An 18,916-nucleotide genomic window follows, 5' to 3' on the forward strand; every position below is an offset into this window, starting at 1 on the left:
CGCCCAAGCTTTTACGATGAGTCTGAATGTGAAGATCCGTCCTTGCCGGTCCGACGACGCCGAAACTCTCGTCGCGATGATCCGTGAGCTGGCGGTGTACGAGAAGCTCGAAGCGTTTGCACAAGCGACCCCCGACGCACTCCGTACCCACCTGTTCGGGCCTCGACCGAGCGCCGAGGCGATCCTCGCCGAGCAGGACGGTGTGCCCGTTGGGTTCGCCCTCTTTTTTTCGACGTTCTCGACGTTTCGCGGGCAGCCCGGTTTATATCTCGAAGACATCTTCGTTCGCGAAACGCATCGCAATCGCGGGATCGGTAAGGCACTCCTGGCGACCGTGGCGCGGATCGCAGTCGAGCGGGGCTGCGGCCGCGTGGAGTGGTCGGTCCTCGACTGGAACGCTCCCTCGATCGCCTTCTACCGCAGCCTGGGGGCTGAGCCGATGGACGAGTGGACCGTGCAACGGCTCCATGAAGAGCCGCTTGCCCGCCTGGCCGCCCTCTCCCCCTCCAGCTTCGGGATGACCTCCGAATGAGCCGCGACTCCTTTTTCCGCCCGCACGTCGATCGGATGGCCGGCTACGTGCCGGGCGAGCAACCACGCGATACCGGTGTTCTCAAGCTCAACACGAACGAGAACCCGTACCCCCCCTCCCCTCGCGCCTTCGAGGCGATCGCCGCCACCTTGGACGATCGGCTCCGCCGTTACCCCGACCCGATGGGGACCGCCTTTCGTCAGGCCGCGGCGCGGCGGCACGGGGTCGATCCCGAGATGATCCTGGCCGGCAACGGCTCGGATGACCTCCTCACGATCATCACCCGCGCCTTCGTCGGACCGGGTGATCTGCTCGTCTATCCCTCACCGAGCTACATCCTCTACAGGACCCTTGCCGAACTCCAGGATGCCCGGGTCGCCGAGGTCCCTTTCGGATCTGACTGGTCGCTTGATCCTGCATCATTCGCCCTGCCGGGGACGAAGCTCGCGTTCGTCGCCAACCCGAACAGTCCGTCGGGCACGACGCTCACGCCCGAGCAGGTCGCCCGCCTGGCCGAGCGGCTCGACTGCCCGCTCGTCGTCGACGAAGCGTATGCCGATTTCGCTTCATCCGACTGCGTGAGCCTGGTCGCCAGTCACCCGAACGTCATCGTCACGCGGACCTTCAGCAAGGGGTATAGCCTGGCCGGCCTCCGCCTCGGCTACCTGATCGCGCGGCCCGAACTCATTGCCGGGCTCGTGAAGGTGAAGGATTCGTACAACTGCGATTCTCTGAGTCTGGCCGGGGCCCTCGCCGCGCTCGAAGATCGCGACTACCTCGCCCAGACCCGCGGAAAAATCCTCGCCACTCGCCGCCGCCTGACGGAAGCCGTTCGCGCCTTTGGCTATCAGGTGCCCGAGAGCCAGGCCAACTTCGTTTGGTGCACCGGCGGGCCCCCGGCTGCGGAGGTTTATGAGGCTCTCAAGGCCCAGAAAATTCTCGTCCGCCTGATGCGTTACCCCGGCCACGCCGACGGCCTGCGAATCACCGTGGGCACTGACGCCGAGATCGATCGTCTCCTCGAGGCGCTGGGGCCGATCGTGGCAGCCAGCAAGTTCTCTTGAGCCGTGAATTCCGTACTTCCCTTTCCCTGGGCTCTTGGGCTCAGGGAAAGGCTTAAAACGCTTGTGTTCTGAGCTGCGAGCCTGCTTCGGTAATCCAGAATGATTTCAATAGGCTTGCGCGTCATCACGCGGCGGTCTACCGCTACTCAGGGATAAAAGCTGGGATTTTTGAACGGCTGTCCGCCCGGGAACATGCCGAGATAGGCGTCGGCCTTCGGGGTCGATTTGACGTGGCCGTCGAGATAGAGGCAGTTCCCGTTGCCATGCCGGTTCCAGGCGATCCAGTCGTCGAGCGTGATCGTGCCGACCCAGATATCGTAGTCGTCCTGCCTTGGCTCTTCGCTGAAGACTGCGGCGTTCCGTTCGTTGAACGTGATGAAGTTCGAGGTGCCCACCTCGTACTGAAACCTCGGGAAGGTCCAGCGGCCAAATCGCCGGGTCTTGTGACTCAAGAGCGAGTTCATCAGGTAGCTTGTTCGATGGCTCAGTCCATCGACCTCTTTGGTCTCCGGATCGGTGAATGGGGCGACTCGAGAGATGTCGGAGAGGCAGCGGAAGATCTTCTCGTCGGCGACTTGCGTCCCCCCCCGGGCGATCGCGTCGTTGGCGTAGGCCGGATTGACGTACGGCATGATCTTGTCTTCCCAGTAGATCTCCGCAAACGAGTCGGCGGCGTCGACCTGCGAGTTCACGTCGGCATCGAATGGGTGATGCAGGAAGAACTGGCCGTTCCAGTCGTCGAAGTACTGCATGACCCCCAGGCCGATCTGGTGAAGATGACTCTGACAGTCCATCCGCCGCGCCGCCTCACGGGCACCCTGAACCGCAGGGAGCAAAAGACCCACCAAGACCGCAATCACCGCAATCACCACCAAGAGCTCGATCAGCGTAAACCCGGCACGGCCGCCCCGTAGCATGAGATAGCATCCTTATGGTCAAGGAGTCACGAAGCAGGCGGGGGGGGCGCCGTGTTACGACTTTGAAAATCATGTTACTCGACGTTCGCTGGGACAAGAAAGAGGACAGCGGGCAAATCCCCCTTTTTTTTGTTAACGTGAACGGCTGGGCCCGAAAGTGGGGGGGCGATGATGAGCGCAATCCTCAAAAAAAGGGCTGAAGGGGGAGCATGAGCCTTGAGTGAGTTGAACGCCGTGACCAATCGCACCGCAGAGATTGTCCGCAAGACCCGCGAGACCGACATTCGACTGACCTTGGACCTGGACGGAACGGGCCGTGCCGAGGTGGCCACGGGCGTTGGCTTCCTCGATCACATGCTCGAGCTTTACGCGCGGCATGGGCTGATGGATCTGACGGTAACCTGCAAGGGAGACTTGCAGGTCGACGATCACCACACGACGGAGGATATTGGCATCTGCCTGGGACAGGCGATCGATCGCGCGCTGGGGAATCGGGCGGGCATCCGCCGCTACGGGCATATCGTCCTGCCGATGGATGAGACGCTCGCGACCTGCGCGGTCGACCTTGGCGGCCGACCGTTCTGGGTCTGGAACGCGCCGATGCCTACGCCCAAGATCGGCACGTTCGACAGCGAACTGGTCGCCGACTTCTGGCAGGCGGTCTGCACGCAAGGGCGGATGAATCTCCACGTCTTGCTTCATTATGGCCGAAACAGCCACCACATCAGCGAAGCGATTTTCAAGGGCCTGGCCCGCTCGCTGCGGTCGGCCTGCGAGCGTGACCCACGAAGTGATGGGGTGCCCTCGACCAAGGGATCGCTCTGATCGGGGTGAACCCAACGATCTCCTCGCCGCTCACCCGTCCTGACCTATGCGAGCCCTGAGTTATGTCGAAATCATCGAAGCATCCCTATCTCGCCAAAATGGTCAATGTGGCCTTGGTCCTGTTGGCGTTCGGCCTCCTTGGGGGCGTGATCTGGCAGAACCGTGAGGAGATTCGCGAGGTCTTCAGTCGGAAGCTCGACCTGCGCGTGATCGTCTTGGCGTTCGCGATCTACATGTTCGGGCTGCTGCTGACCTTCACCCGCTGGTTCTTCCTCGTTCGGGTGATCGAGCCGAAGTTTCGGCTGCGCGACGCGGTTTTGCTTGGCTACATCGGCAACGTCTTCAACCTGGTGATCCCGGGGGCGGTGGGAGGCGACCTGATCAAGGCGGCTTACCTCGTCCGGATGAAGATCAACAAGACGCAGGCCGTTGCCTCCATGGTGTTGGATCGGATCCTCGGCTTGATGGGGCTGTTCGTGCTGGCAGGCATTTCGGGGGCGATCGCCTGGCCGCTTGCCGGAACGGCGATCCGACGGTTGATCGTTATCGTCTGGGCCTTTCTCGGTCTCAGTTTCCTGGGCCTGATGGCGATCTTCGGTCAGGCGTTGACCCGGCGCTTTCCCGCCCTCCTCGAGGGGCACGGCCGGATTGCCTTGCTCCTCAGAGAGCTGTCAACTCTGTCGTCCACCTACCGGCGGAAGCTCGGCGTGGTCGCGGGGGCGCTTGTCCTGGCGTCAACCAACCATGCCCTCAGCGTCGTGGCGTTCTATTTGGTCAGCCGGACGATCTTCCCGGTCACGCAGCTTCCCTCCTTGGGGCAGCACTTCTTGATGGTCCCCTTGACCTTGTTCACCACGGCCGTCCCGATCCCGTTCGGAGCGCTCGGCCTGACCGAACGGGTCAGCAAGCAACTCTTCCAACTCGTCGACCATCCTCACGGCGACCTGGCCATGATGGGTTTTCGCGTTTTGATGTATGCCGGCGCTTTGGTCAGTGCCTGCTTCTACCTGGCCAACCTGAAGCAAGTCCGCGGCCTGTCCGACACGGCCGAGCATCTCGAGGAGGAAATCCTCGAAGGCGAACTCGACCCGGAAGAAACCAAGGAAGGAAATGTTCCGGTCTGACGCATGCTGGATGGTGAATGCCTGCCAGTATCAGCCCGAATTTTGCAGTCCCAAGAAGGAGCGCAAGCCCTTGGGAACGATGATGGAGACCTTCTTTTTTTTCTGGCTCCTCGTCGCTGCCCCCTTTTGATGGATCTTTGCGTGAAGTGATCCTCCCGGATTGGGCCTTGCATTCAAGCAGGAATGGCTTTGCCAGCGCAGTCCGATTATCGTAGTGTTGGCATCCGTATTGCAGTGGCGCGGTGTGGTACGCCGGCCGGGAGGTAGGTGGACTCGACAGGGTCTTCAGGATGAGACATCAGCCGTCCAACATGTTTGCAAGAAAGCCGATCGCGACGCTGCTCGCCGAGATGTCGGGAGGCGAACGGCTGCATCGCGTGCTGGGGCCGGTGGCTCTGACTTCGCTGGGTGTTGGTGCGACGATTGGCGCGGGCATTTATGTCCTGACCGGCGCGGCCGCGCACAACTTCGCCGGCCCTTCGATCATGCTCTCGTTCCTCCTGGCCGGGATCGGCTGCGGGTTCGCCGCACTCTGCTATTCCGAACTGGCCAGCATGGTTCCCGTGGCTGGAAGCGCTTACACGTATGCTTATGCAACGCTTGGCGAGCTGGTTGCCTGGATCATCGGCTGGGATCTGGTGCTCGAGTATGCGATCGGGTCGGCCGCTGTTGCCAATGGTTGGTCGAACTACTTTGTCGAGTTCACCCGGCACATGCTCCACATCCAGATCGACCCGAGGCTGCTGTCTCCGCCGTGGGACTATGACCTCAAGACCGGCCAGTTCTTCTTCAATACGGTGACGCTCGCTTCGGGAGACGCAGTCAACGCCTGGCTCAACCTGCCCGCGATCGGGATTGTCGCGATCATCACCGCGGTATTGGTGGTGGGCGTGCGCGAGAGTGCAGGGTTCAACGCGGCGATGGTGCTGCTAAACATCGGCGTCATCCTGACGATCATCGGGGTGGGAGCGGTCTACGTCGATCCGAGCAACTGGCGGCCGTTCTTGCACGAAGAGAAAGGGTGGACCGGAGTGGCCGAGGGGGCCGCTCGAATCTTCTTCGCCTACATCGGTTTCGACTCCATATCCACCCACGCCGAGGAAGCACGCAATCCCCAGCGCGACCTGGCGATCGGCATCATGTGCTCGCTCTTGATTTGCAGCACGCTTTACATCGCGGTCGCGGCGATCCTGACCGGGATGGTCTCCTACCGCTCGATCGACGTTGCCGCCCCCCTCGCTGCGGCGTTCCGCCAGAAAGGGCTGACCTTCGCCACCGGTCTGATCACCATGGGGATCCTCGCGGGCCTGACCAGTTCGCTCTTGGTTGGGAACTTGAGCCAGCCGCGGATCTTGATGGCGATGGCGCGCGACGGCATGCTCCCCGAGGGATTCTTTGCAGCCGTTCATCCCCGGTTCAAGACGCCCTGGAAGTCCACGATGCTGGTCGGTCTGGTCGTGGCCTTGGGCGCCGCCTTCGTTCCCTTGAACTTCCTGGCCGACTTGGTGAGCGTCGGGACCCTATTCGCCTTTGTGATCGTCTGTGCGGCCGTCTGGGTCCTCCGTTATAAGAACCCGGAAATCCATCGGCCGTTCCGGGTTCCCGCCCTGCCTTTGATCGCCGCGATGGGTATTTTGGTCAACGGCGGCCTGATGTTCTCGCTTGGCCGCGATAACTGGATCCGCCTGATCGTCTGGCTCTCGATTGGCCTGGTCATTTACTTCGCCTACAGCCGATACCACACCAAGCTGGGACGGCCGCAGCTCCCCCAGGAAGACGTGCAGATCGAGGTCTGAGGCTCGTTCGGATGAGCTTCGCGATTTCCTTCTTTTCTGATGATTGGTGCCGCCATGGCGTTGGGGCGGGGCCAATCATCAAGCCTTTGATAAACCTGTGGCTTTTCCCCGTGCGGAAGTCATCATGATGATGGGGTTGATGTGATTCGCTGAGGGAGACTCCTCGCATGAATCGCTGGGCAAGGTGGATCCGGGGCTGGACGCTGATTCTGTTCGTCGCTGGCGGTTTCAATGGGGTGTGCGCGGCCCAATCGCAAGCCGATCGAACCTCTTCACCTTCGCCGGATCGCGCGGGTCTCGATCGGTTTGTCAATCGGTACTGCGTCGACTGCCACAACAGCGAAGCCAAGACGGCGGGGCTGGATCTCGACTCCATCAGTTCGGAAGACATCACGCAGCACCCGAAGGTCTGGGAAGCGGTCGTCCGGAAGCTGGTCGCTCGTCAGATGCCACCGCCGAAAAAGGCGAGGCCGGAGGAGGGCAACTACGACGCGGTCATCGCCTCGCTGGAAAGTATGCTCGACCGCGCGGCGGCCGAGCACCCCAATCCAGGAAGAACGGGCACGTTCCGGCGGCTCAATCGAACCGAATACCAGAATGCGATCCGCGATCTCTTGGCGCTTGAGGTTGATGCCACGGCGCTCCTCCCTCCTGATGAATCCAGTCATGGATTTGACAATGTGACAGTGGGCGATCTCTCGCCGACGCTATTGGATCGCGCGATCACCGCATCGCAAAAGATCAGCCGCTTGGCCGTCGGGAGCCCTCGGCGCACTCCCGGCGGCGATACGATCCGGATTCGCGCGGACCTCACTCAAGAAGAACACGTCGACGGGCTGCCGATCGGGACGCGCGGCGGGGCATTGATTCCCTATTCGTTTCCGCAGAGCGGTGAGTACGAGATCCAACTCCGGCTGGCGCGGGACCGCAACGAGCAAGTCGAGGGTTTGCGTGAGCCGCATGAATTGGAAGTGCTTCTGGATCGCGAGCGAGTCGGGTTGTTCACCGTCACGCCGCCTCCGGGGGGGAAGGACCATCAGGCCGTTGACGAAGGGCTCAAGATCCAGGTTCCGGTGACGGCCGGTCCGCACAAACTCGGCGTGACCTTTCTGAAGAACCCTTCCTCGTTGCTGGAAACCAAACGCCAACCTTACCAAGCTCACTTCAACATGCACCGGCATCCTCGCCTGTCGCCGGCCCTCTATCAGGTCTCGATCACCGGCCCTTATGCGGCGACCGCGGTTGGCGACACGCTCAGCCGTCGCCGGATCTTTCTGTGCCGCCCGACGAAGCCGGGTGAAGAGGAAGACTGCGCCAAGCGGATTCTTGCCACGCTGATGCGCCGGGCCTATCGGCGGCCTGTGACGGACGTAGATCTGGAAAAGCCATTGGCGTTTTATCGACAAGGTCGTGCGGAGGGCGATTTCGACGAAGGGATCGAAATGGCCCTGAGCGCGGTCCTTGTGAGTCCACATTTCCTGTTCCGCGTCGAACAGGACCCGGCCGACGTGGCGCCGAAGACAGCCTATCGCGTGAGCGATCTCGAACTGGCGTCCCGCCTCTCGTTTTTCCTCTGGAGCAGTCTTCCGGACGACGAGCTACTCGACCTGGCGATTCGAGGCGAGCTTGGCAAGCCCGCCGTGCTTGAACGGCAGGTGCGGCGCATGCTGCTCGATTCCCGTTCGCGAACGTTGGTGAGCAACTTTGCGAGCCAGTGGCTGCACCTGCGCAACCTGGATGCGATCACTCCCGACCTGCGACTGTTCCCCGACTTCGACGACAATCTGCGGCAGGCCTTTCGGCAGGAAACGGAGCTTCTGTTCGAGACCGTTCTGCGCGAGGATCGGAGCGTGCTCGACTTGCTCAAAGCGGATGCCGCGTTCTTGAACGAACGCCTCGCCAAGCACTATGGAATTCCTCACATCTATGGCAGCCGGTTCCGTCGCGTTGCGCTGGACGAGGAGAGTGTGCGGGGCGGCTTGCTTCGCCAGGGGAGCATTCTGACGGTGACGTCCTACGCCACCCGGACCTCGCCTGTGATTCGCGGCAAGTGGATCCTCGAAAACATCCTCGGGACACCTATCCCGCCACCCCCCGCGAACGTGCCGGCGCTGAAGGATAATACCGTCTCGTCGACCCTCTCGGTCCGCGAGCGACTGGCCGAGCATCGCGCCAATGTTGCCTGCGCGAGTTGTCATAACCTCATGGATCCGGTCGGCTTCTCGCTCGAGAACTATGACGCGGTCGGTCGCTGGCGAACCGTCGAGGAAGGCAAGCCCACCGACGCGAGCGGGGGCCTTCCCGACGGCAGCCAGTTTGTGGGAGTGACCGGGCTCGAGCACGCCTTGCGGAATCGTCCGGAACTGTTCGTCGGCACCTTGGCGGAGAAGCTGCTGACGTTCGCTCTTGGGCGAGGCGTTGAGTCGTTTGACGCCCCAGCGATCCGGAAGATCGTCCGTGATGCGCGGGCGGAAGATTACCGCTTCTCTTCGCTGATTATGGGGATCGCAACCAGCACACCGTTTCAGATGAGGAAATCCGAATGATTGTCATGAAGAAGTCCTTGCCGCGACGGCTGTTCTTGCGAGGGTTGGGGACCACCTTGGCGTTGCCCTTGCTGGATGCGATGATCCCCTCAATGACCGCCCTGGCCAAGACGCCGGCCGATCCTGCTCGGCTTCGTCGCCTCGGTTTTGTTTACATGCCGATGGGTTGCGACGTGACCCGCTGGACGCCTCCCGGCGCGAACCGGCTCGATGAGCTCTCGCCGACCCTCAGCCCGCTGGCGTCGGTCAAGGACCATGTCACGGCGATCACCAACCTGGAGTTGCAGAACGCCTATCCCGGCACGCACGCGACCTCCAATGCCGCCTTCCTGAGCGCGGCCCGGGCGCGTTGGACGGAGAGCACCGACTACTACCTTGGTACGACGGTCGACCAGATCGCCGCGAAGCAGATCGGGCAGGAGACGCAACTTCCGTCGCTGGAACTGGCGATGGATCTCCTCGCGACGGTCGGTCAGTGCGATAACGGCTACGCCTGCGTTTATCAGAACAATCTCTCGTGGTCATCGCCAACGACGCCGCTACCGGCCGAGGCCCATCCGCGGATCGTTTTCGAGCGGCTGTTCGGCGATGGGGGGAGCATCGCGGATCGTTGCGCCGCGCTTCGGAAGCGAGCCAGCCTGCTCGATTCGGTCACTGAGGAGATGGCTCGCCTGAAAAACCAACTTGGCCCGGCCGATCGCGCCAAGGTCAGCCAGTACCTGGAGACCGTCCGCGAAGTGGAGCGCCGGATTCAGAAGGCTGAGGCCGACACGGCGGACAACAAGCTGCCCGATCTCGATCGCCCGGTAGGCGTGCCGGCCTCCTACGCCGATCATGCGCGGTTGATGTTCGACTTGCAGGTGCTGGCGCTCCAGGGGGATGTCACCCGTGTGATCACGTTCCAACTCGCTCGCGAAACGAGCACGCGGGCCTACCCTGAGATCGGCGTGTCCGACCCGCATCACCCGCTCACACATCACGGCAATGATCCTGAAAAGATCGCCAAGGTCGCCAAGATCAATCAGTTCCACGTGTCGCTGTTCGCGGAGTTCCTCGCGAAGTTGAAGGCCACGCCGGAGGGGAACGGCTCGCTCCTGGACCATTCGCTCTACCTCTATGGCAGCGGGATGGGCAATCCCAACGTCCACGACCATACGAACCTGCCGATCCTTGTGGCCGGAGGGGCCGCCGGAAAAATGGGGGGTGGGCGTCACATCCGGTACGAGAAGCCGACGCCACTCGCCAACCTCCACCTGACACTGCTCGAAAAAGTCGGTGTCCGGCTCGATGCGTTCGCCGATAGCCAGGGTAAGGTCGACGAACTGTTCGATCCGCTTTCTTTGTAGAAATGAATCATTGTGTGTAAGAGCGTGCACGCGATTCGGGGGCCATCGCGATGGGTCTGAAACGATTCGGCGCATTCGGATTGGTGCTCTGGCTGGTTGCCGCCCGCGCGTTCGCTGCTGGAACGGTTGCGCCGTTGGCGGATGCCGCGGAACAGGTCGATCGGGCACGCATTCGCGTTCTCGTCGAGGATCGCGTCGACCTGAATCAAGCCCAGGTCGATGGCATGACGGCCTTGCACTGGGCGGCCTATCACGATGATTTGGAGACGGCGCAGCTCTTGGTGCACGCCAAGGCCAACGTGAAAGCCGCGAACCGCTATGGCGTGACCCCCCTCTCGCTGGCCTGCACCAATGGAGCGGTGGCGATGGTCGCGTTGTTGCTCGACGCCGGCGCCGATCCGAACACGGCACTTCGCGGCAACGAAACAGCTTTGATGACCGCCGCGCGGACGGGAAAGCTTGGCCCTGTGAAAGCGTTGCTCGCTCGGGGAGCCGACGTCAACGCCAAGGAAAGGCGGGGACAGACGGCCCTGATGTGGGCGGCGGCCGACGGTCATGTGGCGGTTGTGGAAGCGCTGCTCGAGGCGGGGGCTGATTTCCGCACCGCGTTGCCCTCCGGGTTCACGCCCTTGTTCTTTGCCGTCCGTGAAGGCCGGACGGACGTGGTTCGGGTCTTGCTGAAGGCAGGGGCCAACGTGAACGAGGCCATGCAGGCCCGTAAGTCTTCCGGTAAGGCGCCCAGCAAGGGGACGAGCCCATTGATCCTGGCCGTGGAGAACGGCCATTTCGAGCTTGCGGTTACCCTGTTGGAGGCGGGCGCTGATCCGAATGACCAACGGTCGGGCTTCACCGCGCTCCACACGATCACCTGGGTCCGCAAACCGAGTCGGGGTGACGGCGACGATGGCGACCCTGCTCCCACCGGGTCCGGCAATCTGAGCAGTCTTGAGTTCGTCAAAAAGCTGGTTGCGCACGGGGCCGACGTGAACCTACGACTCAAGAAGGGCGCATCGGGACGAGGCATCCTCAGCAAAGTCGGGGCCTCGCCTTTCTTGTTGGCAGCTGTGACTGCCGATGTTCCGCTCATGAAGACGCTCGTTGCGTTGGGCGCCGACCCACTGCTGGCGAATGCCGAGCACTGTACGCCGCTGATGGCGGCGGCCGGAGTGGGAACACTTGCTCCCGGCGAAGAGGCCGGAACCGAGCCCGAAGTGCTCGAGGCCGTGGCGCTGGCTTTGGAACTCGGCGGGGATGTGAATGCGGTCGACGACAACGGCGAAACCGTCATGCATGGGGCTGCCTACAAGAGCCTCCCCAAGGTCGTGCCGTTCCTCGCCGACAAGGGGGCGAAGATCGATGTCTGGAATCGAAAGAATCAGTATGGGTGGACGCCACTCTTGATTGCGGAGGGGTATCGACCCGGCAACTTCAAGCCTTCGGCGGAAACGATCGCCGCAATCCATCGCGTGATGCTCGCCGCTGGCGTTTCGCCGTAGCCTCAACGCGGCATTCCAACGTAGGGTCTCCCCTCTTGGGATCGCGGATGCCCTCAAGAGTTCGGCGACGGGAACCCGGTCACATACATGGCCGCCATCCTGGCGGGATTGCGAATCCCTTGGCCGGTCATCCAGGCGTCGGAATGACTGAGGAGGGCCTGCCCCTCGTCGCCACCAATGAGTTCACCCAGGGCGCGGCGGGCCGACGCGGCGCAGAGTTGCATCTTGACCGAGTCAAAGCCCGTTGCGGCGTCGGCTAGCCCTGCTCTGGCGGTATTGAGGTTGCCTTGGGCTGCGGCGATCCCGGCGCGGATCAGGCGGGAATACGGCTTTGCGTACGGAATCTTCTCTCGCTCGAGGTGACGCGCATCGCGCGCGGCAACCTTGAGCAGCAGTGCGGCCGATGTTGTGGCTGGGGATATGGCGGCTGCGAGGGCGCAACGAGCGCGGAGGAAGTACATGGAGGTTCGGATGAACTGGACCCGCAGTAAAAGCGAGCGTGCCAGCGCGGGCCACTGTCCGCTGATGAGCTTCCAGGCTGCGGGGCCGTCACCTCGGTAGAGTTCGATGAGAGCGGCCGCCCAGAGTTCGTCGTTGTGTTGGACGTGATACCCTTGCCGGGACCATTGCGACATCGTCCGGAGTAATTCTTCTCGGGCTTCGATGGGGCTGTCCGCCGCGAGCCGGACCATCGCCATGATGTAGGTACTCAGGTTCATGACCGCATAGAGGTCGCCTCGTTCGCGTGCCTCCTTGAGCAAGACCGGCCAGCGGCGGTTGAGTTCGCCGATCTCCCCCAGGTGGGACAAGGACCAGAGCGAGAAGGCGTGGGCGGTGTCGAGTTCCCAGGCGACCCCTTGGCAACGGTCGCGGAGGATCCCTTCGCCGGCGTCGCTTGACTCCTGGGCGTCTCGCCAGCGGCCTTCCAGGTAGGCGGACACGCCACGCGCCAGGGTCACCAGGCCCAGGGCGTGGGGGTTGTCGCATTGCTCGGCGAGGGTTGCGGCCTTGGCGAGCAGTCGTGCGGTCCTGCGCTTGGCGCTGACCCCTGGCATCGCGGCCTGGGCCGCTTCCATGGCGAGCGACCGGGCGATTCGGAACGGCTCGCCCGCGCGCAGGGCGAGCAAAAGGCCACGGGCCTGGAAGTCGGCCCCTCGGATCGTATCGACGACGCTCAGACCGGCCGCGGCCGACCAGCAGACGTCGATCCGGGTCAGGTCGGCCGCGGCAACCTCGCTGGTGTCGCGTTTCCGGAAGCCGAGGCCACGGAGCCGGAGCCGGACGCGGCGGATCAGGAACGAGATGAGCGCCTGACGCGGGGTGCTCGGCAGGGTCATGCCGACCGCTTCGAGCACGGTCCGGATCGCGGCAAGCCCGTCGTCGACGTGGCCGCTGATCAAGAACTGCATCGCGGCGCGACGCTGGAGTTCGAGAGCCTCGGCGATCGTGGCGCCCGAGGCTGCCGCGAGGTACTCGCGAGCGGCCTCGGCCCCGCGGCCGGCGTTGGCCAGGGCGTCGCCGAGGCGCCCTTGGAGGGCGCGGCGCTCGGCCCCTTCGAGCGGGCGGCACTCGAGCGAGAGGCGGTAGAGCGCCGCCGCACGCTCGAAGGCGAGGGTTTCGGCGGCCCGTCCGGCGGCCTGGAAATAGGCGCGTCCTGCCTTCTCCAACTCCCCTGCCCCGTGGAAGTGAACGCCCAGGGCCTCGGGGTCGGCCTGCCCCGAGGCTTCGAGCACTCGCGCCAGCCGACGATGGTGATTGCTCAAGACGGTCGGCGGCAGGTGCGCCAGAACCGTCTCGCGAATCCGGTCGTGATACGTTTCGACCTCTTCACCGGTCGTCGGACCGGCGCCTCGAATCAAGCGGCCCGACCGGAGTACTCCCATCGCCCCACGCTCGTCCTCAAGCCGTTCCGCGCACTGGCAGGCGTCTGCCTGCCGAAGCGGCCGGCTGGAGACTGCGATGACTTCGAGGAGTCGCCTGGCGTCGTCGGGCAAGCGGGAGATTCGCCGCCAGAGAACCTCGTCGAGAGTGATCCCTCCGGACGGGCGGGAACCGTGCGTGGGGTCGGCCTCGACCTGGACATGCCGCGCCAGCTCGGCGACGAAGAGCGGGTTGCCGCCAGATTCGCGGGCGATCGCATCGGCCTGTCCGTTCCCAACGTTCGCCTCGGAACCGAGCAGCGCCAGGGCGAGGTCGCGGGCCTCGCTCGGCGAGAGTGCTTCGATGGCCAGTTCGCGGCGATCGAGCGGTAGACCGTCCGACTTGTGGAAGGCTTGGAGGAACGGGCTGGAGGTGGCGTCCTCGCTCCGGTAGCTCGCTAGCAGCAGGAGCACCGGGGGATCGGGCGGCCGGAGGAGCTCGGAGAGTAAGGCTGCACTGTCGACGTCGCCCCACTGCAGGTCGTCGATCGCCAGGACCAGCGGTTTCCGGTCGCCGAGTCGGGCGAGCAACTCGCGGAGCGCGATGAAGGCGCGACGGCGGAGTTCCTGGGGTTCGGGGATCTCGTGGGCGCGGCGAGGGGCGTCGATCTCGGCCTCCGATACCGCTTGAGCTCGCCGGAGCACGGGGAAGACGCGCGTCAGCGGAGGCACGTCACGCGGCAGGAGTGCTTTGGCCTCGGCAATCGGTAAGAGCCGGAGATAACGGCTCAAGGCGTCGATCAGGCTGTCGAGCGCCTTGTACGGTACCGACTCGCGTTCGTAGCACCGACCCGCCAGCACCACGGCCTCGCCGTGCTCGATGAGGTCGGTCAGGAACCGCTGAACCAGGACGCTCTTGCCCACCCCCGATCGGCCGCTCACGAAGAGGAGCACCGTGTTCCCGTCGCTCATCGCCTCGAACGCTTCGCGCAACGATTCGCGGTGTCTTTCGCGTCCGATCAATGGAGCGAGGTGCTCGAGCGAAGAGCGCGACGACGGCTTGCCTTCATGGCCGACGAGCACGGCCCCGAGCCGGCGGAGCACGTCACGCCCCGAAGGCCTGGCCTCGGAGCGCTGGCGGAGCAGGTCGACGCAGAGCGCGTTGAGGTCGTCGGGAACGTCGGCGACCAGCTCGCAGGGGGGCGGGGGTTCATAACGTTGCTTGTCCATGAGGACTTGCATATAACCGCCAACGAACGGCAAGCGGCCCGTGAGGGCTTCGTAGAGCATGACACCGACGCTGTACCAGTCGCTCGCGGGAGAGACCGGCGTGCCGGCCGCCTGTTCGGGGGCCATGTAGGCTGCGGTTCCGACCACCTCATCCGCGGTGCTCTGGTGCAAGCCCCCCCGCCCTTGCTCTGCGGCGAGTCCGAAGTCGAGCAGGACGACTCGGCCCGATCGGGTCACCATCACGTTTGAAGGTTTGATGTCGCGATGAAGCTTGCCCGCTTCGTGGAGCGCCGCGACTCCTTCCGCGAGTTGCTTGAGCGCCATCCGGAGCCGGTTCCGCTGGGCTGTACTCAGGCCGGTGGTTGATCCGGGCCCGGACGGGTCGCGACTCGCGTCGACCGCCAGAGAGACTATGGCCGCATGACGATCTGGCGGTCGCGTTTCCTGGAGTTCTGTGTCGGCCTCGGTCGAGAGGATCCGCTGAAGCTCCCTGGCGCTCTCGCCCCCTGGTCCTCCCCCTTCGCGGACATATTCGAGGAAATCGACGCCTTCGACGAGCTCCATCGTGAAGAACCAGTTGTCTCCGTCAGAGACGAGCTCGTAGAGGTTGACCAGGTTCGGGTGGCTGACGTCGAGGAGGGTGCGGAATTCCTGCTTGAAGCGGTAGAGCGCCGAGGGGCCGGCCCTCTGTACGGTCTTGAGTGCCACCTTGGCTCCGCGCTTGCGGTCGTAGGCACGGTAGACGACCCCCATCCCGCCCCGGCCGAGCATCCCGGAGATGTCGTAGTCGGGTAGAACCGGCCAGGAGGGATCGAGATCGGCGACTCCCGAGCGCGCCGATGGAGGCGGAGTGGGGGGAACCGTCACGAGCACCGAGTGTGTTTTCGACTCCGTCGCGAGACCGGGGGCGAGCCGACCGAGAATCGACGCGGCCAGAGTCGGGAACTGTTCCGCGTACTCGGCCGGTTCGGGCGTCTCGCCTCGTTGTTCGCGGAGCCGGACTTCGTTGGCGATCAGATGGACCAGCCCCTCAGGGTTCGCCTTGAGTGTGGGGTGGTGCTCGAGATAGTCCCCCACAAGAAAAGGCTCGCCTCGCTCCCAACGACGCTGCTGATCGTCGAGGAGTGAATCGATCAGGCCGCGAGGCGCGTTTGCGCTCAAGGTCGGATCGTCATCGAGAGGCGGCCCCTCTCCGGTCGGTTTGCCCATGGATTCGTCTCGTACCAAGGCCCCTCGGTCCGTCCTCCAGGCGGGCCGACCTTTTCAATCAAAAAAAAGGGGAAACCACCGGTCGCGAGGAAGACCCTCCTCATCATACTCCCGGGGCGCTGGCCCCATCCACGACTTTTCTTACTATTCGGGCAAAGGAATTAGCATGCCTAGATGAATTTTGTGGCTCTTCACGAGGGGGACCCGCTGGCACGTGTCGGGATCGATCTTTATCCTCTATCCACATTGATCGTCTCATTCCGGCTCGATCGTGTCGGCCAGCCATTGGTCATCGTGACCGTTACTCTCGTTTACGAGGCGATTCCATGAATGAGTTAAACCATTCCGCACGCTGGTACGCCGGCATCACGGCGTCCCAGTGGATGGTGTTGGCGATTGCCTCGGCGGGTTGGATCTTCGACGTTTACGAAGGGCAGCTCTTCACGATCTATAAGACACCGATGTTGCGGGAACTGGTCGGAGAGCACAGCGCTTCCGTGAGCCGGCACGGCGACGTCGCGTTCGCGCTCTTTTTGGTCGGCGGCGCGGTTGGTGGACTTGGCTTTGCGATGCTGGGCGATCGGATCGGCCGGGTCCGGGTCATGTCGTTGACGATTCTCGTCTACTCGCTCTTCTCGGCCCTGACGTTCTTCGCGCGGTCGGTCTGGGAGGTCGACGCCTTGCGGTTCCTCGTGGCGCTGGGGACCGGCGGCGAATGGGCTGTGGCGGCAGCCCTGGTCGCCGAGACGTTTCCACCTCGCGCTCGTGCGTTCGCCTCGGGAATTTTTCATGCGTCGAGTGTCCTGGGCGCGGCCTTGGCCTCGCTGACGGGTTGGCTTGTGGTCGGGCCTGGAGCCTGGCGGTGGGGATTCCTCGTGGGCCTGGCCCCCGCGCTTCTCATCGTCTGGATCCGGGCGAGCCTCAAGGAGCCGGAGCGGTGGGAGAAAGTGAAGCAAGCCGCCGACAAGTCGCCCGCACCCGGGGGGGACGACGCACTCGCGGGCGAGTCTCATGAGCCAGCCCAGGCCCTCGGCAGCTTGCGCGAGTTGCTCGGCGACCGGCGGTGGCGGTCTCGTGCCTTACTCGGTCTGGGCCTGGCGGCGGTCGGCCTGGCGACTTACTGGGGAATCTACGCCTGGGCTCCGGAACTGGTGGCCGACGTCCTTGGCCCCGAGGTCTCCGCCGAGGACCGGCAGAAGTCGGCCAGCCTCGCCTACCTCTTGATGAACTTCACGGGGGGACTGCTCGGCTTACTCTGCTTCGCTCCCGTGGCCAACTGGCGAGGCCGTCGGTTTGCGTTCGTCGCCTATCACCTGGGGGCGCTCGTCCTCGTGCCCCTTACCTTTCTCGGGGCGCGCACCTACGCGCAAACGCTCATGCTTCTGCCGACGATGGCCTTCTTCGTCGTTGGGATGCACGCCGGCTACGCGATCTATTTCCCCGAGCTCTTCCCAACTCGGCTGCGGGCGACCGGGTCGAGCTTCTGCTTCAACCTCGGGCGCTTGGTCGCGGCAGTCTTCCTCATCGCCCGGGGTGTGCTTGGCAGTCGGTTTGATTTCCGTTACGGCGTCGTCGCGATGGCCAGCCTGTTTCTGGTCGGCCTTGTTCTCCTGGTTTTCGCTCCGGAAACGCGTGGGGCGGACCTGCCTGAATGAATTTTGAAATCGTGAAAACGATCTGTTTTTAATGATTTGCTGATTTTCGAATTAATGAGACGGATCGCGTCGGCCTTGAGATTGTAACCCTGGGACCGCGGGCGACCCGCCCGCTTTTCAATGGGGTTGATTTCAAGATCCCTGTGGTTTTCATCCTGCAGAGCAAAGACAGGGAGCTTACGCTCCCCGCTCACCTTTCGTCCCTGATGCGGGGGCGGTTGGCTGGTTCATCGTCGCTGATCCGTCGATCCACTCGGGTGCGACGACCCACGGGGCAGGCGGAAGATCCGAAATTCGGAATCGCCCGATCCAGTCGCCGGGCGTCGAGGGGACGACCTTGTCGGTCCAGCCGCATGAGAGGGCGAGCTGGCCGACAAGCTGGTTGGGATCGACACCGGCGTTACGCAAGGTCGCGAGCTTGATCGAGCCATCGCGTTTGGCGAGGCGGCGGCCGTCGGGGCCGACGGTCAAAGGGATGTGGCCGAATTGAGGAGGGGCCCAGCCGAGGCTCCGGTAGAGCAAGATCTGCCTGGGTGTGCTCGGTACCAGGTCGTCACCGCGGATCACCTGGTTGATCCCCATCAGCGCGTCGTCGGTGACAACGGCAAGCTGGTACGACATCCCGGCCGGCGATCGGGCCACGACGAAGTCGCCTCCAAGCCGGACTGCCTCGATCGACATCGGCCCTCGGAAAAGGTCGTTCCAGGCGACCGGCGCGGCCGGGACGCGAAATCGCCAGGCGAACGGGCGGTCGACCAAGGCGAGGGCGTCGCGGGCCGACCGCCCGGCGCAGGTCCCTGGGTAGACGAGGCCTTCATCCTCGGAATGAGGGGCGGACGCCGCCTTGAGGATATCGGCCCGCGTACAGGTGCACGGATAGACCATGTCGGCCTGCTTCAGTTGGCCGAGGACGCTCTGATACGTTTCGTAACGTTCGGATTGTGTGTAGGGGGCGGAGGGGCCGCCGAGGTCGGGCCCCTCATCCCAGTCGAGTCCGAGCCAGCGGAGGTCGACGAATGCGCCGTCCTTGGCCTCGGTGCGGCTCCGCGAGTTGTCGAGATCCTCGACCCGGAGGAGGACTTTGCCCCCCGCGCTCCGCGCTGCCAGCCAGGCGACCAGGAACGTTCGGGCGTGCCCGAGGTGCAACCCGCCTGTCGGCGAGGGGGCCAATCGGCCAACAATGCGGGTGGAGTCTTGCGGTGGGGCGTGCATCAACGTTAACACGGTCGGATTGAGGTTCATCTGGTCGTCGGACCGGCGATCGGGTCTAATTGAGTTTCGGGGGGATGCCGGCTTGTCGGCCTTCTTCGTCGATTG

Annotated in this window: 13 protein-coding genes; 10 read left to right on the forward strand and 3 right to left on the reverse strand. The window is 63.7% G+C overall.

Translation table 11 applies throughout. From position 1 onward, the window contains the following. Nucleotides 1–16: 16 nt before the first annotated feature. The gene (locus SINAC_RS05630) at nucleotides 17–532 is read left to right on the forward strand and encodes a GNAT family N-acetyltransferase (protein ID WP_020465843.1); all 516 of its coding nucleotides are present in this window, start codon (nucleotides 17–19) and stop codon (nucleotides 530–532) included. Further along, entirely contained in the window at nucleotides 529–1,596 is a 1,068-nt protein-coding gene (hisC, locus tag SINAC_RS05635; RefSeq protein WP_015244719.1) for a histidinol-phosphate transaminase, read from the forward strand. The genes SINAC_RS05630 and hisC overlap by 4 nt, the downstream gene beginning before the upstream one ends. A 146-nt stretch (nucleotides 1,597–1,742) precedes the next feature. On the opposite strand, the gene SINAC_RS41780 is transcribed toward hisC, so the two are convergent. Beyond that, nucleotides 1,743–2,513, reverse strand: coding sequence for a DUF1559 family PulG-like putative transporter (locus SINAC_RS41780; RefSeq protein ID WP_015244720.1), 771 nt, complete (start codon nucleotides 2,511–2,513; stop codon nucleotides 1,743–1,745). Nucleotides 2,514–2,729: 216 nt separating this feature from the next. On the opposite strand from SINAC_RS41780, the gene hisB reads away from it, so the two are divergent. From hisB to SINAC_RS05675, 7 genes are all read left to right on the forward strand, one after another. Then, complete coding sequence (gene hisB, locus SINAC_RS05650) at nucleotides 2,730–3,338, forward strand: imidazoleglycerol-phosphate dehydratase HisB (RefSeq protein ID WP_015244721.1); 609 nt, start codon at nucleotides 2,730–2,732, stop codon at nucleotides 3,336–3,338. 62 nt (nucleotides 3,339–3,400) lie between these two features. Next, on the forward strand, nucleotides 3,401–4,462 hold the full coding sequence (locus SINAC_RS05655; RefSeq protein WP_015244722.1) for a lysylphosphatidylglycerol synthase transmembrane domain-containing protein: 1,062 nt from the start codon (nucleotides 3,401–3,403) through the stop codon (nucleotides 4,460–4,462). Further along, a complete protein-coding gene (locus tag SINAC_RS39660; RefSeq protein ID WP_015244723.1) occupies nucleotides 4,449–4,592 on the forward strand; it encodes a hypothetical protein in 144 nt (47 codons plus the stop codon). The genes SINAC_RS05655 and SINAC_RS39660 overlap by 14 nt, the downstream gene beginning before the upstream one ends. Before the next feature lie 160 nt (nucleotides 4,593–4,752). After that, nucleotides 4,753–6,258: an amino acid permease gene (locus SINAC_RS05660; RefSeq protein WP_015244724.1), complete on the forward strand. Its 1,506-nt coding sequence runs from the start codon at nucleotides 4,753–4,755 to the stop codon at nucleotides 6,256–6,258. A 167-nt stretch (nucleotides 6,259–6,425) separates the two neighbouring features. Then, nucleotides 6,426–8,804: a DUF1592 domain-containing protein gene (locus SINAC_RS05665; protein ID WP_015244725.1), complete on the forward strand. Its 2,379-nt coding sequence runs from the start codon at nucleotides 6,426–6,428 to the stop codon at nucleotides 8,802–8,804. Further along, a complete protein-coding gene (locus SINAC_RS05670; RefSeq protein ID WP_015244726.1) occupies nucleotides 8,801–10,150 on the forward strand; it encodes a DUF1552 domain-containing protein in 1,350 nt (449 codons plus the stop codon). Before SINAC_RS05665 ends, SINAC_RS05670 begins: the two co-directional genes overlap by 4 nt. 50 nt (nucleotides 10,151–10,200) lie before the next feature. After that, nucleotides 10,201–11,646, forward strand: coding sequence for an ankyrin repeat domain-containing protein (locus tag SINAC_RS05675; RefSeq protein WP_015244727.1), 1,446 nt, complete (start codon nucleotides 10,201–10,203; stop codon nucleotides 11,644–11,646). 53 nt (nucleotides 11,647–11,699) lie between these two features. Here the strand turns inward: SINAC_RS05675 and SINAC_RS05680 are convergent, their stop codons facing one another. Continuing rightward, nucleotides 11,700–15,944, reverse strand: coding sequence for a serine/threonine-protein kinase (locus SINAC_RS05680; RefSeq protein WP_015244728.1), 4,245 nt, complete (start codon nucleotides 15,942–15,944; stop codon nucleotides 11,700–11,702). A gap of 326 nt (nucleotides 15,945–16,270) precedes the next feature. Between SINAC_RS05680 and SINAC_RS05685 the strand changes: the two genes are divergently transcribed. Beyond that, complete coding sequence (locus SINAC_RS05685; protein WP_015244730.1) at nucleotides 16,271–17,599, forward strand: MFS transporter; 1,329 nt, start codon at nucleotides 16,271–16,273, stop codon at nucleotides 17,597–17,599. A 177-nt stretch (nucleotides 17,600–17,776) separates the two neighbouring features. On the opposite strand, the gene gluQRS is transcribed toward SINAC_RS05685, so the two are convergent. After that, nucleotides 17,777–18,841, reverse strand: coding sequence for a tRNA glutamyl-Q(34) synthetase GluQRS (gluQRS, locus tag SINAC_RS05690; protein WP_015244731.1), 1,065 nt, complete (start codon nucleotides 18,839–18,841; stop codon nucleotides 17,777–17,779). Nucleotides 18,842–18,916: the final 75 nt, after the last annotated feature.

The sequence above is a fragment of the Singulisphaera acidiphila DSM 18658 genome (assembly GCF_000242455.2).
GTDB classification, from domain to species: Bacteria; Planctomycetota; Planctomycetia; order Isosphaerales; family Isosphaeraceae; genus Singulisphaera; species Singulisphaera acidiphila.

Excerpts from the sequence above, each read along its gene's own strand:
- SINAC_RS05665 (WP_015244725.1), top strand. The coding sequence starts at position 6,426 with ATGAATCGCTGGGCAAGGTGGATCCGGGGCTGGACGCTGATTCTGTTC.
- SINAC_RS05680 (WP_015244728.1), bottom strand. The coding sequence starts at position 15,944 with ATGGGCAAACCGACCGGAGAGGGGCCGCCTCTCGATGACGATCCGACC.
- SINAC_RS05660 (WP_015244724.1), top strand. The coding sequence starts at position 4,753 with ATGAGACATCAGCCGTCCAACATGTTTGCAAGAAAGCCGATCGCGACG.
- SINAC_RS05655 (WP_015244722.1), top strand. The coding sequence starts at position 3,401 with ATGTCGAAATCATCGAAGCATCCCTATCTCGCCAAAATGGTCAATGTG.
- hisC (WP_015244719.1), top strand. The coding sequence starts at position 529 with ATGAGCCGCGACTCCTTTTTCCGCCCGCACGTCGATCGGATGGCCGGC.
- SINAC_RS41780 (WP_015244720.1), bottom strand. The coding sequence starts at position 2,513 with ATGCTACGGGGCGGCCGTGCCGGGTTTACGCTGATCGAGCTCTTGGTG.
- SINAC_RS05630 (WP_020465843.1), top strand. The coding sequence starts at position 17 with ATGAGTCTGAATGTGAAGATCCGTCCTTGCCGGTCCGACGACGCCGAA.
- SINAC_RS05670 (WP_015244726.1), top strand. The coding sequence starts at position 8,801 with ATGATTGTCATGAAGAAGTCCTTGCCGCGACGGCTGTTCTTGCGAGGG.
- gluQRS (WP_015244731.1), bottom strand. The coding sequence starts at position 18,841 with ATGAACCTCAATCCGACCGTGTTAACGTTGATGCACGCCCCACCGCAA.
- SINAC_RS05675 (WP_015244727.1), top strand. The coding sequence starts at position 10,201 with ATGGGTCTGAAACGATTCGGCGCATTCGGATTGGTGCTCTGGCTGGTT.
- SINAC_RS05685 (WP_015244730.1), top strand. The coding sequence starts at position 16,271 with ATGAATGAGTTAAACCATTCCGCACGCTGGTACGCCGGCATCACGGCG.
- SINAC_RS39660 (WP_015244723.1), top strand. The coding sequence starts at position 4,449 with ATGTTCCGGTCTGACGCATGCTGGATGGTGAATGCCTGCCAGTATCAG.